General features: G+C 42.1%; 12 protein-coding genes. 10 read left to right on the top strand and 2 right to left on the bottom strand.

What is annotated here, in order from left to right; all coding sequences use genetic code 11:
- Positions 1 to 80 precede the first annotated feature (80 nt).
- The 9 genes from IGJ63_RS12410 to pepG1 (IGJ63_RS12370) all read left to right on the top strand — a co-directional run bounded on the left by IGJ63_RS12410 (position 81) and on the right by pepG1 (IGJ63_RS12370) (position 9123).
- Complete coding sequence (locus tag IGJ63_RS12410) at positions 81 to 878, top strand: TIGR00282 family metallophosphoesterase (protein WP_002354864.1); 798 nt, start codon at positions 81 to 83, stop codon at positions 876 to 878.
- Between the two features lie 73 nt (positions 879 to 951).
- Positions 952 to 1338, top strand: coding sequence for a RicAFT regulatory complex protein RicA family protein (locus IGJ63_RS12405; RefSeq protein ID WP_002359008.1), 387 nt, complete (start codon positions 952 to 954; stop codon positions 1336 to 1338).
- Complete coding sequence (gene mutS, locus IGJ63_RS12400) at positions 1339 to 3915, top strand: DNA mismatch repair protein MutS (RefSeq protein WP_131639181.1); 2577 nt, start codon at positions 1339 to 1341, stop codon at positions 3913 to 3915.
- Positions 3916 to 3946: 31 nt separating this feature from the next.
- The gene (mutL, locus tag IGJ63_RS12395; RefSeq protein WP_438746561.1) at positions 3947 to 6079 is read left to right on the top strand and encodes a DNA mismatch repair endonuclease MutL; all 2133 of its coding nucleotides are present in this window, start codon (positions 3947 to 3949) and stop codon (positions 6077 to 6079) included.
- A 24-nt stretch (positions 6080 to 6103) separates the two neighbouring features.
- The gene (locus tag IGJ63_RS12390; protein ID WP_002354869.1) at positions 6104 to 6658 is read left to right on the top strand and encodes a Maf family protein; all 555 of its coding nucleotides are present in this window, start codon (positions 6104 to 6106) and stop codon (positions 6656 to 6658) included.
- A 132-nt stretch (positions 6659 to 6790) separates the two neighbouring features.
- On the top strand, positions 6791 to 7228 hold the full coding sequence (gene msrB, locus IGJ63_RS12385) for a peptide-methionine (R)-S-oxide reductase MsrB (protein ID WP_002354871.1): 438 nt from the start codon (positions 6791 to 6793) through the stop codon (positions 7226 to 7228).
- A 174-nt stretch (positions 7229 to 7402) separates the two neighbouring features.
- The gene (locus IGJ63_RS12380; protein WP_002381060.1) at positions 7403 to 8374 is read left to right on the top strand and encodes a ribose-phosphate diphosphokinase; all 972 of its coding nucleotides are present in this window, start codon (positions 7403 to 7405) and stop codon (positions 8372 to 8374) included.
- 230 nt (positions 8375 to 8604) lie between these two features.
- Positions 8605 to 8748 (top strand): type I toxin-antitoxin system toxin PepG1, encoded by a 144-nt coding sequence (gene pepG1 / locus IGJ63_RS12375; protein WP_002392696.1) that lies wholly within the window; start codon positions 8605 to 8607, stop codon positions 8746 to 8748.
- A gap of 231 nt (positions 8749 to 8979) precedes the next feature.
- Positions 8980 to 9123, top strand: a complete 144-nt coding sequence (gene pepG1, locus IGJ63_RS12370) for a type I toxin-antitoxin system toxin PepG1 (RefSeq protein ID WP_002392696.1) — start codon at positions 8980 to 8982, stop codon at positions 9121 to 9123.
- A 322-nt stretch (positions 9124 to 9445) separates the two neighbouring features.
- Here pepG1 (IGJ63_RS12370) and pgmB read toward each other — a convergent pair whose 3' ends face one another.
- Together pgmB and IGJ63_RS12360 are read right to left on the bottom strand one after the other, a co-directional pair.
- Positions 9446 to 10096: a beta-phosphoglucomutase gene (pgmB, locus tag IGJ63_RS12365; RefSeq protein WP_002354875.1), complete on the bottom strand. Its 651-nt coding sequence runs from the start codon at positions 10094 to 10096 to the stop codon at positions 9446 to 9448.
- 14 nt (positions 10097 to 10110) lie between these two features.
- Positions 10111 to 12855 (bottom strand): glycoside hydrolase family 65 protein, encoded by a 2745-nt coding sequence (locus tag IGJ63_RS12360; RefSeq protein ID WP_438746559.1) that lies wholly within the window; start codon positions 12853 to 12855, stop codon positions 10111 to 10113.
- 261 nt (positions 12856 to 13116) lie between these two features.
- On the opposite strand from IGJ63_RS12360, the gene treR reads away from it, so the two are divergent.
- Entirely contained in the window at positions 13117 to 13830 is a 714-nt protein-coding gene (treR, locus tag IGJ63_RS12355) for a trehalose operon repressor (protein ID WP_002354877.1), read from the top strand.
- Positions 13831 to 13982 lie beyond the last annotated feature (152 nt).

The following is a 13982-nucleotide window of genomic DNA, read 5'->3' as shown; positions in this document are numbered from 1 at the left end:
CTTTTAAAACCAAAACTTTCTTTTCAAAGCGAAAACAACTATAATAAACAAGAGATGTTAAAAAGAGAAGAGGAACCTTTTTGCGTATATTATTTATAGGAGATGTTGTCGGTTCTTTAGGAAGAGAAGCCCTAGCAACGTATGTCCCTAAATTAAAGAAGAAATATCGTCCACAAGTGACCATTGCCAATGGTGAAAATGCGGCATCTGGTCGGGGAATTACTGGCAAGATTTATAAGAAATTTTTGCAAGATGGTGTCGATGTTGTTACGATGGGTAACCATACGTGGGACAACAAGGATATCTTTGAATTCATTGATGATGCGAAGAAAATGGTTCGTCCAGCGAACTTTCCAGAAGATGTGCCTGGTCAAGGAATGGTTTTTGTGAAAGTCAATCAATTGGAACTAGCGGTGATTAATTTACAGGCCCGCACATTTATGGTGCCATTGGAAGATCCTTTCAAGAAAGCCGCCGAGCTAGTGGCTATCGCTCGCAAACGGACACCGCTCATTTTTGTGGATTTTCATGGCGAAACGACAAGCGAAAAACAAGCCATGAGCTGGTTTTTAGATGGCCAAGTTTCAGCCGTTGTTGGAACACATACGCATGTTCAAACAAATGACGCTCGGATTTTACCGAAAGGGACAGCCTTCTTAAGTGATGTCGGTATGACCGGACCTTATGATGGGATTCTAGGAATGAAGCGTGAACCGATTATTGAGAAGTTTATGACAGCATTGCCGAAGCGCTTTGAGGTAGTCGAAACAGGGCGGACAATTTTATCTGCCTGTATTTTAGAGATTGATGACCAAACGGGCCAAGCGAAGATGATTGAGCCGATTCAGATTAGCGAAGATCGCCCGTTTCAAGAATAATAGAAGAAAAGTTAATCTCGGATCATTAAGAGGTTAACTTTTTCTGCTCTTATAGAAAAAGTGCCGGTGAAAGATGAAGGTGAAAAAAATGGAGCCGTTGAATTTAGATGCACAAAGTAATAAAGAATTAGAAAAATTGTTACATTTAATTGGACAAGATGAAGTCATTCAGCGCTACCAAGCGATTGAAGAAAAGGTAAAGAAAAACAAAAAGCTGACAGAATTAGTGGAAGAAATTAAAGCTGCGCAAAAAGATGCGGTTCAATTTGCTCACTATGGCAAACCAACTGCTGAAAAAGAAGCCATTCAACGAGCTGATGCGAAAACAAAAGAATTTGATGAGCACCCACTCGTTGTAGCCTACCGCGAACAACTGATCGAAGCCAATGACTTAGTCCAACATGTCACGGCGCTCATTCAATACCGCGTGAACGAAGAGCTAGAGAAGGAAGGGAATTAAATGCCACAAAAGACAAAAAATACACCCATGATGGAACAATATTTATCCATTAAGGCCCAATACAAGGATGCGTTTTTATTTTATCGCTTAGGTGATTTTTATGAATTATTTTATGAAGATGCTATCAATGCAGCGCAAATCTTAGAATTGACGTTAACCAGTCGTAACCGCAATGCGGATGATCCGATTCCTATGTGTGGCGTTCCTTATCATGCCGCGCAAGGCTATATTGATACGTTGATTGAGCAAGGCTATAAAGTAGCGATTTGTGAGCAAGTGGAAGATCCAAAGACTACCAAGGGCATGGTCAAACGAGAAGTGGTCCAGTTGGTAACGCCAGGAACGGTGATGAATAGTAAAGGCTTGGAAGCCAAAGACAATAATTACTTAACCGCTGTGCTAACAGATGGTAATCAGTTCGGTTTTGCCTATGTAGATTTGAGTACAGGCGAATTAAAAACAGCAGTCTTGGCTGATGAAGAGGGCGTTTTAAACGAAGCTTCTGCGTTGCAAACAAAAGAAATGGTCCTAGGTTCAGGGATTCCTGAATCGTTAAAAGAGAACTTAAGTTTACGTTTAAATATCATCTTTTCGACACAAGAAACGGTGGAAGAAAATGCCGAGTTTAGTTTTTTAACCAATGAACTGATTAATCCATTAGAAATTGAAATTACAGGCAAATTATTATCTTATTTATCCGTTACCCAAAAGCGGAGCTTGTCCCATATTCAGAAAGCTGTGGAATATCAGCCAGATCATTTCTTGAAAATGGATCATTATTCTAAATTCAATTTAGAATTGAGTCAGTCGATTCGAACAGGACAGAAAAAAGGGACTCTATTGTGGCTATTAGATGAAACGAAAACAGCTATGGGCGGCCGTTTGTTGAAACAATGGTTGGATCGTCCGCTGATTCAGGAACGTCAAATTAAGGCGCGTCAAGAAATGGTGCAATCCTTATTAAATGCCTATTTTGAACGCTTAGATTTGCAAGCAGCATTGACGAACGTTTATGATTTAGAGCGGTTAGCAGGACGCGTGGCATTCGGCAGTGTGAATGGGCGTGATTTAATTCAATTACGGACCTCTTTAGAACAAGTACCAACGATTCGACAGTTAATTGTCGGGATCAATCAAGGGGAATGGGATGATTTGTTAGTCGACTTAAACCCCGTTGAAGATTTAGTGGCATTGATTGCGACGGCGATTAATGAAGAAGCCCCTTTACAAATTACTGAAGGAAACGTTATTAAGGACGGCTATAACGACCAATTAGATGAATACCGTGATGCCATGCGCAATGGTAAGCAATGGTTAGCGGAGTTAGAAGCGAAAGAACGCCAAGAAACAGGGATTAAAAACTTGAAGATTGGCTACAATCGGGTCTTTGGTTATTTCATTGAAATCACTAAGTCAAATTTAGCGAATTTAGAAGAAGGAAAATACGAGCGTAAGCAAACATTAGCTAATGCGGAGCGCTTTATTACGCCCGAACTAAAAGAACTAGAACGTTTAATCTTAGAAGCTGAAGAAAAATCAGTTGAACTAGAATATCAATTGTTCTTGGCCGTGAGAGAACAAGTGAAAACGAACATTGATCGGTTGCAAACACTGGCTAAAACCATTAGTGCGGTTGATGTTTTACAATCTTTTGCAACAATTAGTGAACGGTATCAATACGTTCGACCAACGTTAAGAAGTAACACGAAAAATTTGGCGATTGTCGAAGGACGACACCCAGTCGTGGAAAAAGTTTTAGGGCATCAAGAATACATTCCAAACAGTATCCGCATGAACCCAGAAACAGATATTCTCTTGATTACTGGACCAAACATGTCAGGGAAAAGTACCTACATGCGTCAATTGGCTTTGACGGTGGTCATGGCGCAAATTGGCTGTTTTGTACCAGCGGAAAGTGCTGAAATGCCAATTTTCGATCAAATTTTTACACGGATTGGGGCCTCTGATGATCTAATTGCAGGGCAAAGTACCTTTATGGTAGAAATGATGGAAGCCAACCAAGCACTGCGGCACGCCACGCCTAACAGCCTAATTTTATTTGATGAATTAGGACGCGGCACGGCAACCTATGATGGAATGGCGCTAGCGCAAGCCATCATTGAATATATCCATCGTGAAGTACAAGCCAAAACGCTATTCTCTACACATTATCATGAACTAACTGTTCTAGATGAGACCTTAACAGGCTTGAAGAATATTCACGTGGGCGCTGTCGAAAAAGATGGCGAAGTGGTCTTTCTTCATAAAATGATGGAAGGACCTGCTGATAAGAGCTATGGGATACATGTTGCTAAAATCGCTGGTTTACCAAGCCCGCTTTTAGAACGAGCAGCCACCATTTTATCCGCTTTAGAAGCGGAAGAAACAACGATTCCAAGTTCAGTTCATCATGAAGAAGTTTCAGAAGTCCATGAAGAAACCGAGCAACTTTCATTATTTAAAGAAGTTTCAACAGAAGAATTAAGTGTCATTGACACATTGAAGAAAATGAATCTATTAGAAATGACACCACTAGATGCGTTAAACATGCTTCATCAATTGCAAAAACGTATCTAATTAGGAACCGAACCGGTTAGGAGGTCGTGAAATGGGGAAAATTCAAGAACTATCCGAACAACTAGCCAACCAGATTGCTGCTGGTGAAGTTGTTGAACGTCCCGCTTCTGTCGTCAAAGAATTGGTGGAAAATGCACTGGATGCAGGAAGCACCCAAATTGATATTTTTATTGAAGAAGCTGGCTTGAAAACCATTCAAATTATTGATAATGGTGAAGGAATTGCCAAAGAAGATGTACTGAATGCCTTCAAACGCCATGCCACAAGCAAAATTCATACAAGAGATGATTTGTTCCGAATTCGCAGCTTGGGGTTCCGAGGCGAAGCCTTACCAAGTATTGCCTCAGTTTCTGAAATGATTGTCGAAACTGCCACAGCTGAGGAAGAAGAAGGCAGCTATGTGATTCTAAAAGGGGGCAAGGTCGAAGAAAACCGACCAGCAGCCCTCCGTAAAGGCACAAAAATGACCGTTTCTAATTTATTTTATAATACGCCCGCTCGTTTGAAATACGTCAAAACGATCCAAACGGAATTGGCCAATATCGGTGACATTGTCAATCGTCTGGCGTTAAGCCACCCTAAAGTCGCTTTTCGCTTGGTTCATGACGGCCACAAAATGATGAGTACAACAGGCAATGGTGATTTAAAACAAACGATTGCCGGGATTTATGGCATTAGTACCGCAAAGAAAATGTTGAAAATTGAAGGAAAAGACCTTGATTTTACTTTGACAGGGTATGTTTCATTACCAGAAGTCACACGGGCCAGCCGTAACTATTTATCAACGATTATCAATGGTCGTTATATTAAAAATTTTGCGTTAAATAAAGCAATTGTAGCCGGCTATGGTTCGAAACTAATGGTGGGGCGTTTTCCAATTGCTGTGTTAGAAATTGAAATGGATCCGCTGTTAGTCGATGTCAATGTCCATCCTACTAAGCAAGAAGTTCGTTTAAGTAAAGAAAAAGATTTAATGGCATTAATTGAACAGGCGATTCAAGAAGTGTTGAGCCAAGAACAGTTGATTCCCAATGCGGCAGACAATTTGCGTTTTAAAAAGAAACTACCGCCAGAACCTAAAGCCGAACAAATGGAAATTCCTTTATCGACTGAACAACCTGCGGTAAAACAACGACCGGGCAGCTTAAGCTATAATCCCGCAACGGGTCGCTTCTATGCGGAACATGCGACAGACGAAACACCAGTCTCAAGCGCCCCTGAAGCTGTCAACCAGACAGAAAGAGCAGTGGACCCAATGGACGACCCATTTGCGCCGCCAGTGCCAGAATCAACGAGTGTAGCGGAAGAAACGTCAGCTTACGAAACCTCTTCGGCATCTGCTGATTCCGCAAATCATTGGGAAACAGCTAGTAATGAGCAACAGGTAATAGCCGAAGAAACGAAAATAACTGAAGTGCCTGATTCAGAACCTTCTCTGCCTTCATCAGAGGCTGCTGACGAGGTTTTCCAAGAAGAAATGAAACTTCACCCAGAATTCGATGCCAATAGCGCTGCGAGTCAAAGAGAACTGAAACAAGCCCTGAACAAGTTGGAAGAAGAACGACCAACAGAACGTTTTCCTGAGCTAGAGTACTTCGGTCAAATGCACGGAACTTATTTATTCGCACAAAGCAAAGATGGCCTGTTTATTATCGACCAACACGCTGCCCAAGAACGAATTAAATACGAGTACTTCCGTGAAAAAATTGGCGAAGTCAGTGATGATTTACAAGAACTATTGGTACCAATCGTTATTGATTATCCAAATAGCGATGCCTTGAAAATTAAAGAGCAGAAAGAAACCCTTGCGGAAGTTGGCATCCATTTGGAAGACTTTGGACAAAATAGTTTCATTGTGCGGGCGCACCCAACTTGGTATCCTGCAGGCGAAGAGGAAAGCATTGTTCGCGAGATGATTGACATGTTGCTAACAACTGGCTCGGTCAGCGTGAAAAAATTCCGTGAAGCAACTGCCATTATGATGAGCTGTAAGCGATCCATCAAAGCCAATCATTACCTCAATGAGCAACAAGCACGCGTGCTATTAAAAGATTTAGCCTTGTGCGAAAATCCGTTTAATTGTCCGCATGGACGTCCGGTGCTGATTCATTTTACGAATTCAGATATGGAACGAATGTTTAAACGCATTCAAGACCCCCATTAAAAAGAAACGAGGCGTCATCATTTTATGCAAATTATTTTAGCATCCCAATCTCCTCGCCGTCAGGAGTTATTAAAGCGTGTGGTCCCAACTTTTACGATTGCACCAGCCGATATCGATGAAACTGTTGGTAAAGACGGCTTACCAGCAGAATATGTGGCGCAAATGGCTGCCCAAAAAGCAGCGGCTATAGCAGAGCAATCCCCCGAAGCACTAGTCATTGGCTGCGATACAATTGTGGCATTGGCGGGAGAAATCCTCGGCAAACCCACTTCTCGGGAAGACGGTTATCGCATGTTGCGCCTCTTAAGTGGCAAAACACATGACGTGTATACAAGTGTGACGTTGAAACAAGGGGAAAAAGAGCGCTCCGCGACAGTTCATTCAACCGTGACGTTTTATCCACTGACAGACACGGAAATCCATGCTTACTTAGATACCGCAGAATATGCCGACAAAGCAGGCGCTTATGGTATCCAAGGACAAGGAGCATTATTAATTGAAGCAATCGCTGGCGATTATTACGCCATTATGGGCTTACCAATTGCCAAAGTAGCCCGACTACTAAAAGAATTCAACTAATAAAAGACAGTCCTTTTCATTCGTCAAAAAGAGAAAGGACTGTCTTTTACTATGCAAACTATTAGGTGCCTGTTTGACAAACGTGGTATCATTGAACCCAATAAATTGAACAGAAGAAAAGGAGTGGACAGAATGACAAAACCAACAGAAGAAGAATTAAAACAAACCTTGACGGATCTTCAATATGCCGTCACACAAGAAAACGCAACAGAACGCCCTTTTTCAGGAGAATATGATGACTTTTACCAAGACGGAATCTATGTAGACATTGTTAGTGGCGAACCGTTGTTTAGCTCCCTGGACAAATACGATGCTGGTTGCGGCTGGCCATCCTTTACCAAACCAATTGAAAAACGTGGCGTCAAAGAAAAAGCTGATTTTAGTCACGGCATGCACCGAGTAGAAGTTCGCAGTCAAGAAGCGGATTCACATTTAGGGCATGTTTTCACTGATGGCCCACTCCAAGAAGGCGGCTTACGTTATTGCATTAATGCGGCAGCTTTGAGATTTGTGCCAGTGGCAGATTTAGAAAAAGAAGGCTATGGCGAGTACCTTTCTTTATTCAAATAATCCTCATTTTTTAGACAAATACGATAAAATAGTTAGAAGAAAGCGACTTTTGATGAATATCTTGTATGAAATACAGAAAATCTCTTGATTTATTTGGCTAGGACTACTATTATTTTAGAAGGAAAGTATTGTTCAGTTTTAACGAATTGGCTGAAATAGAAAGTGGAGGTTCTAATGTCGAAACATTATTTTGATCCAAGATTGAAAATCTTTTCTTTGAACTCTAATCGTCCCTTAGCAGAAAAAATTGCGGATGCTGTGGGTGTGGAGCTAGGAAAGTGCTCTGTAACACAATTTAGTGATGGCGAAATTCAAGTGAATATTGAAGAAAGTATTCGTGGTGCACATGTTTACGTCATTCAATCAACAAGTAGCCCTGTTAACGATAACTTAATGGAACTATTAATCATGATTGATGCGTTAAAACGTGCGAGTGCTAAAACAATTAACGTGGTTATGCCTTATTATGGGTATGCACGTCAAGACCGTAAAGCACGTGCCCGGGAACCAATCACTGCTAAACTTGTTGCAAACATGATTGAAAAAGCTGGTGCAACAAGAATGTTGACATTGGACTTACATGCGGTCCAAATTCAAGGATTCTTTGATATTCCAGTGGATCATTTGATGGGTGCACCATTAATTGCCGATTACTTCATCGAACACGGCATTCAAGGCGATGACGTCGTTGTCGTTTCCCCTGACCATGGTGGTGTAACGCGTGCGCGTAAATTGGCAGAATTCTTAAAAGCACCAATTGCGATCATTGACAAACGTCGTCCAAAAGCGAACGTAGCAGAAGTAATGAATATCATTGGTCATGTGGAAGGCAAAACATGTGTCTTAATTGATGACATGATTGACACAGCGGGGACAATTTCTCTTGCTGCAAACGCATTGAAAGAAGCCGGAGCAAAAGACGTTTACGCTTCTTGTACACATCCCGTTTTATCAGGACCAGCCTTACAACGTATTGAAGATTCAGCAATTGAACGCTTAGTTGTAACAGACTCTATTTACCTATCTGATGATCGTAAAATTGCAAAAATTGACGAAGTCAGCGTTGGTGAATTAATCGGAGATGCGATTAAACGTATCCACGAAAACAAACCAGTTAGTCCGTTATTTGAAACAAAAAATAAATAATTATAAAAACCGCCCACATCATTTTTCTGATGTGGGCGGTTTTTTCTCTAAATCATTTTATCTAAAAAAATATTGCAACCTGAATATTTATTAGGTATTCATGATATACGATAAATGTAGAGAAGTTAAGGCGGAGGCAAGCGCAAAGGAACATGCGCTTTGCGACGAGCATCGCAACAAAGTGAGAAGCGTAGGAGCAGAGACTTTCCCCTTTCGGTGAGGTGGTGCGTATGAGCGTACTTCCAAAATTTACAGAAAGGAGAGGCCTTTTGTCAGCATATGAAACAATTCAGACGATCCTAGGGTTTGGTATGTTTACCATTGCTTTGATTGCACTGATTGTGAAATTGCTTAAAAATGACAATAAAAAATAACCGTCAACTTTGATCGAGTACGGTTATTTTTTGTAACTAAATCGGTCACCGTCTTAAACGGCTCTACATCAGAGAGGTATGTTGACGCATATCTCTCTTTTCGTTTTCATTATAGCACATTTACCTAAAAAAATATATTTAAAACTAATTATTTTTTAGTTTTGCATGGTATAATCTAAGAGTAGAGAAGTTAACACGGTGGCTATCTAATCTGAAAGTGAGGTGGTGCGTATGAGCGTACTTCCAAAATTTACAGAAAGGAGAGGCCTGTTGTCAGCATATGAGACAATTCAGACGATCCTAGGGTTTGGTATGTTTACCATCGCTTTGATTGCGCTGATTGTGAAATTGCTTAAAAATGACAATAAAAAATAACCGTCTACTTTGACCAGTACGGTTATTTTTAAATAATAAAATTGGTCACCGTCTTAAACGGCTCTACATCAGAGAGGTATGTTGACGCATATCTCTCTTTTCGTTTTCATTATAGCACATTTTCCCGAATAGTACGAATAAATTTAGCGTTAATCCGTGAAATCCTAAAAGCTGTTAAAAATGACAATAAAAAATCGGTCACCGTCTTAAACGGCGCTACACTAGAGAGGTATGTTAGCGTATCCCTCTTTTCATCTACATTCTAGCATAGATACAATGTAGATGAAAAGAGGTGCCTGCTGCTAAAGGTTCTTGTCATTCTTTAGCGATTGAGCAGTGCATCAACGCTTAGTTCAGTCATTTCAGAAACTTGCATGTCGGCTCCGATTAAGGGTTGGCTGGCCGACAAGCCGACGGCATAGATGCCCGCGGCTTTCAAGCCGTCAATGCCTGATTGTGCATCTTCAAAGCCAATGGCGTTTTGCGGTAGCACGCCAATACTGTCAGCGGCGGCTAAAAAGATTTCAGGATCAGGTTTGCCTTTACTTAACGAGTCGGGATCGACAATTGTGGCGAAGTACGCGCGCACGCCTAATTTTTCCAAAATCAGGGGCGCGTTTTTTGAAGCCGAAGCCACGGCACAGGGAATGTGACGTGCTTGGGCTTGCTGTAGCAATGGCACGACACCAGGTAAAACATCTTCTGTTGTTAAATGTTCTAATAATTGAACGTAGTGATCATTTTTTTGCTGAGCTAAGGCTTCTTTTTCTGCTGGAGTAAACGCATTTTCACGGTGGCCATGGGCTAAAATGCGGTCCAAGGAATCCATCCGACTAATGCCTTTTAATGTTTCGTTGAAGGTTTCGTCAATGGAAATGCCTAGCGAATCGGCCAACGCTTTCCAAGCTTGATAATGAAATTTGGCGGTGTCAGTAATGACACCATCCAAATCAAAAATAAATCCAATCGTCATTGTGGTTCGCTCCTTTATTGATAATGTACTTCTTTTGGTCGTTCGGCGGTTAACGGAATCAACGCGCCCTGAACCAATAATTGTGTGTCTTTATCTGCTGTAATCGTGACACTGGTTTGTGTTAATGAAAATTGATACGTCATGCCTTGATGAATAAACTGGAAGGCCAGCGCTTGCCAATGTTCAGGTAAGTTTGGACAAATTGATAACTCGTTCTGGCGCGTGTCAACGCCTGCATACGTCGCTAAAGTAACGTGGATCGTCGCAGCCATGACCCCTGTATGAATCCCTTCAGCGGTCGTGCCACCTTGAATGTCACGATAATCGGAATACAACGCTTCTTGATAAAGTTGCCAAGATAGCTCATGGAATTGCGCCATTTCTGCCAATTGGGCATGAACAATTCGTGACAAAGTCGAACCATGAGACGTCCGTTTTAGATAATACAAAAGATTTTTTTCCAAATAATCCGCAGGCAATTGATACCCTAAATCTTCTAAAATTTGATCCACCCGAGTTTTGTCTAAGTTGTAGAACAACATTAACGTGTCGGCTTGTTTCGCCACTTTGTAATCATCGGGAGATTCCCCTTCGGCTTTTAAAATTCGATCCATGCGGTAAATATTGCCGTATTTCTCTTTCATCGCTGTCCAGTCAATCTCTTTTAAGCCGAAATACCCTTCATATTGCGCAATAATACCGTCAGAATTAACTTCAATTTCCAGTGAATTTTGAATTTGCTGCATGCGGGCTAAATCAGCCGAAGTAGTCTGAGTTTTGGCAAAAAGTTGTGCCTGTTCTTCCTCAGAGAAAAGTGCCAAAATGTTGGTTAATTCTTCGAATAGCCAAACCACCATCAAATTCGTATAGGCGTTGTTTTTCAAGCCGCTTTCCGCTTGGTCTGGATAGCCCTCGTGAAACTCATCAGGTCCCATCACTTTATCAATAAAGAACCGTCCTGTTGCGTCATCTAACGTCGCAGCGCTGTTCCAAAATTGAGCGATTTCTAACAACATTTCGCCGCCATATTGTTTCATAAATTCATGATCCTGTGTACTATGCCAATACAACCAAGCATTGTAAGCAATCGCTAAGGACACATGCCGTTGCAAAATACTATGATCCTCGCCCCAATGTCCATTCAACGGATTTAAGTGAAGTTTTTGCGTGGTTTCACGCCCATCACGCCCTGATTGCCACGGATACATTGCGCCACGATACTGGCTGGCCGCCGCATTCTCCTTCGCTTTCTCTAATCGGTGGTAACGATACAGCAACAATTGTTTCGCTGTGTCAGGATAATGTTGAATATAAAAAGGTAAAATAAAAATTTCATCCCAGAAAATATGTCCACGATACGCTTCACCATGCAAGCCTCGGGCGGTAATCGAGACGTCCAATGCTTGCGCTTGGTTACTAAAAGGCGAAGCCGAAGCCAGCAAGTGATAACTGTGAATCCGTAAAAGTTTTTGAGACATCAAATCGCCTGTCACAGTAATGTTGGCTTGTTGCCAAAGAGTTTGCCAAGCGCGGGCGCTTTCCTGAGCGGCGGCCGCAAAAGAGTCCTTCGGCGTAAACGGTACCTGCCAACTTTGTTCAGCGTGGCTGGCTTGCACAAAGACTTGTTTTTCTAGCGTATAGCGCGTTCCTTGGTGCGCCATCACGGTCACCACTTGGGCGATTTTTTCCGCTTCTTCTTGAATCATAATGGCTTCTTTTTCAAAAAAATCACCAGTTATCAAGGCCGTTTCTCGGACGCTCAAGTTGGATTGATTGGTACAAACCTCAATCACGGTTTTGTTTTCCTGCGCGCTTAATGCTGTCACCTGAAAATGTTTCGCTGTTAAGTTGCGATACCGCGCCACGTTATAGTTGTAGACACTGCCATCCGTGACGGTTTTCAAAGTAATCGGGGCTGAAAAGTTTAACGGCTCAAACGTATATTGCAGATGATAGTCATTCGGCTGCGCCATATTGGCGATTTTTTTCGTCGTTAATTTAATTTGCTGATTGTGGGCATCTTTCAAAATCATTTCTGCGACAAACAACCCCGTTTTCAAGTTCAATTGACGGTGTAATTGTTGTAGCGTGTCTGGAGAAATCGTTAACCAGTCGGTGGCATCGCCAATTTTTAAAGCGATGTGTTGGTTGTCAGGAGCATTGACGAAATCTTCATTTTCCACTACTTGACCCGCAACTTCCGAAGCCGCTGTATTATAAAGCCCCGCAATGTAGGTCGCTGGATAATGATCATCAGAAATCGTCATCTCAGGTGTCGTGCCGCGCAAGCCTAAAAAGCCATTGCCGACAGTTAACAGGGACTCCACCGCATATTCATTTTTCCCAGGCACGTAGCCATAATAGTCCAAATGCCAAGCCAGATACTGCCGTTTTTCTTCAAATGCTGCCAGCAGATTCGGTGCCGCCGCTTGTTCGGCTGCCGTTAAAAGTGGCGTGTTCAACTGTTCCGCGAACGCTTGAATCACCGCTTGCGGAACCAGCGCCAACGTTTCCTCTGGCGAAAAGAAGTCCGCTGGGAAATCAGCCACAATCCCTCCCAGAATCGGCGCAGCCTCTGCCACAATCAATTGGCACAGTTCAGGAACCGTTTCTTCGATAGTCAAGGCTTCAAAAGGGAACGTTTTTTGGTGAAGCGGTTCCAATTTATGGTTAAAAAAAGTCGTCGTTAGTTGGTTCGTTGCGAATGTTAATTCTAAAATGGTCATGTTTGGCGCCTCCTTGTAAACTTGTATAGACATGTTGTGTTTGACTACAGTATAGTATGAACGAATCAGAATTACAAGGATTTTCCCCAGATTCTTGGGAAAACTTTTCCAGAAGGGGGCAGCAACAGACTGCGCTGGGTCCGAAAAAAAGGCGGTCAAGCAGTGGTTTGGCTGGGGGAGTTTGTGGCGTAAGCAAGGCAGAAAGTGCGGGGGATTTTTCTGACCAGCTCTAGGTTTTTCGGAGGGAATATGCTATGCTTTTAGAAAAGAAATTGTTGGTAGAGGAGGATCGGCATGAACAAGTTTCATGACATATTTTTAGAATTAGAACAACAAATTGTCCAAGGCGACTATCAGCCAGGCGATTTATTACCTAGTGAAAATCAATTAGTGGAAACTTACAATGTTTCCCGTGAAACAATTCGGAAAGCCTTGAATTTACTGATTAACGCTGGCTACATTCAGAAAAAACAAGGCAAAGGCTCGATTGTCTTAAACTTTAAAAAATTTAATTTTCCTATTTCAGGGGTGACCAGTTACAAGGAGTTACAACAAACGCAACATATTGAAAGTCATACCCATGTGGTTTCCTTAGAAGAAATTCCTGTGGAGCGCAACTTGGCTCAGTTGACTGGTTGGACGGAAGGGGCCCCTGTGTGGCGCTTAGTTCGGCAACGGGAGATTGAAGGGGAAGTCGATATTTTAGATATTGATTACTTGATTAAAGAGATTGTCCCAGAACTGCCGAAGCACCGTGCCGAAGATTCGATTTTCGATTATCTGGAAAACGACCTTGGCTTGGCGATTAGTTACGCCCAGAAAGAGATTACCGTGGAACCGCTCACAGAGATGGACAAGCAGCTGATTGGTGAAGTGGAAGGCAATCATGTCGTCGTGGTCCGTAGTATCATGAACTTGGAAGATACCCGCTGTTTTGGCTATACGGAATCTCGTCACCGCTTAAACAAATTTAAGTTTGTGGAATTCGCCCGTCGCCGTAAATTGTAAGTCTTCGTGACGAACAAATACAAAAACGGCTGTCATTAAATGAAAATTGACGGTTTTTTCGCAAGAACCGCCGGTAAATGTATAAGATTTTAGGAGAAAACGTCAAAAAGTAGAGGTCCAACTCTTACTTTTTGACGTTTTCTCCTTGTTTT

This window comes from Enterococcus sp. DIV1375a (genome assembly GCF_051712205.1).
GTDB lineage: Bacteria > Bacillota > Bacilli > Lactobacillales > Enterococcaceae > Enterococcus > Enterococcus faecalis.
This window is presented reverse-complemented; position numbering and strand designations above follow the sequence as displayed.

Bases quoted from the DNA above. Each gene is read 5' to 3' on its own strand.
- IGJ63_RS12405 (WP_002359008.1), top strand. From the start codon at position 952: ATGAAGGTGAAAAAAATGGAGCCGTTGAATTTAGATGCACAAAGTAAT.
- mutS (WP_131639181.1), top strand. From the start codon at position 1,339: ATGCCACAAAAGACAAAAAATACACCCATGATGGAACAATATTTATCC.
- mutL (WP_438746561.1), top strand. From the start codon at position 3,947: ATGGGGAAAATTCAAGAACTATCCGAACAACTAGCCAACCAGATTGCT.
- IGJ63_RS12390 (WP_002354869.1), top strand. From the start codon at position 6,104: ATGCAAATTATTTTAGCATCCCAATCTCCTCGCCGTCAGGAGTTATTA.
- msrB (WP_002354871.1), top strand. From the start codon at position 6,791: ATGACAAAACCAACAGAAGAAGAATTAAAACAAACCTTGACGGATCTT.
- IGJ63_RS12380 (WP_002381060.1), top strand. From the start codon at position 7,403: ATGTCGAAACATTATTTTGATCCAAGATTGAAAATCTTTTCTTTGAAC.
- pepG1 (WP_002392696.1), top strand. From the start codon at position 8,605: ATGAGCGTACTTCCAAAATTTACAGAAAGGAGAGGCCTTTTGTCAGCA.
- pepG1 (WP_002392696.1), top strand. From the start codon at position 8,980: ATGAGCGTACTTCCAAAATTTACAGAAAGGAGAGGCCTGTTGTCAGCA.
- pgmB (WP_002354875.1), bottom strand. From the start codon at position 10,096: ATGACGATTGGATTTATTTTTGATTTGGATGGTGTCATTACTGACACC.
- IGJ63_RS12360 (WP_438746559.1), bottom strand. From the start codon at position 12,855: ATGTCTATACAAGTTTACAAGGAGGCGCCAAACATGACCATTTTAGAA.
- treR (WP_002354877.1), top strand. From the start codon at position 13,117: ATGAACAAGTTTCATGACATATTTTTAGAATTAGAACAACAAATTGTC.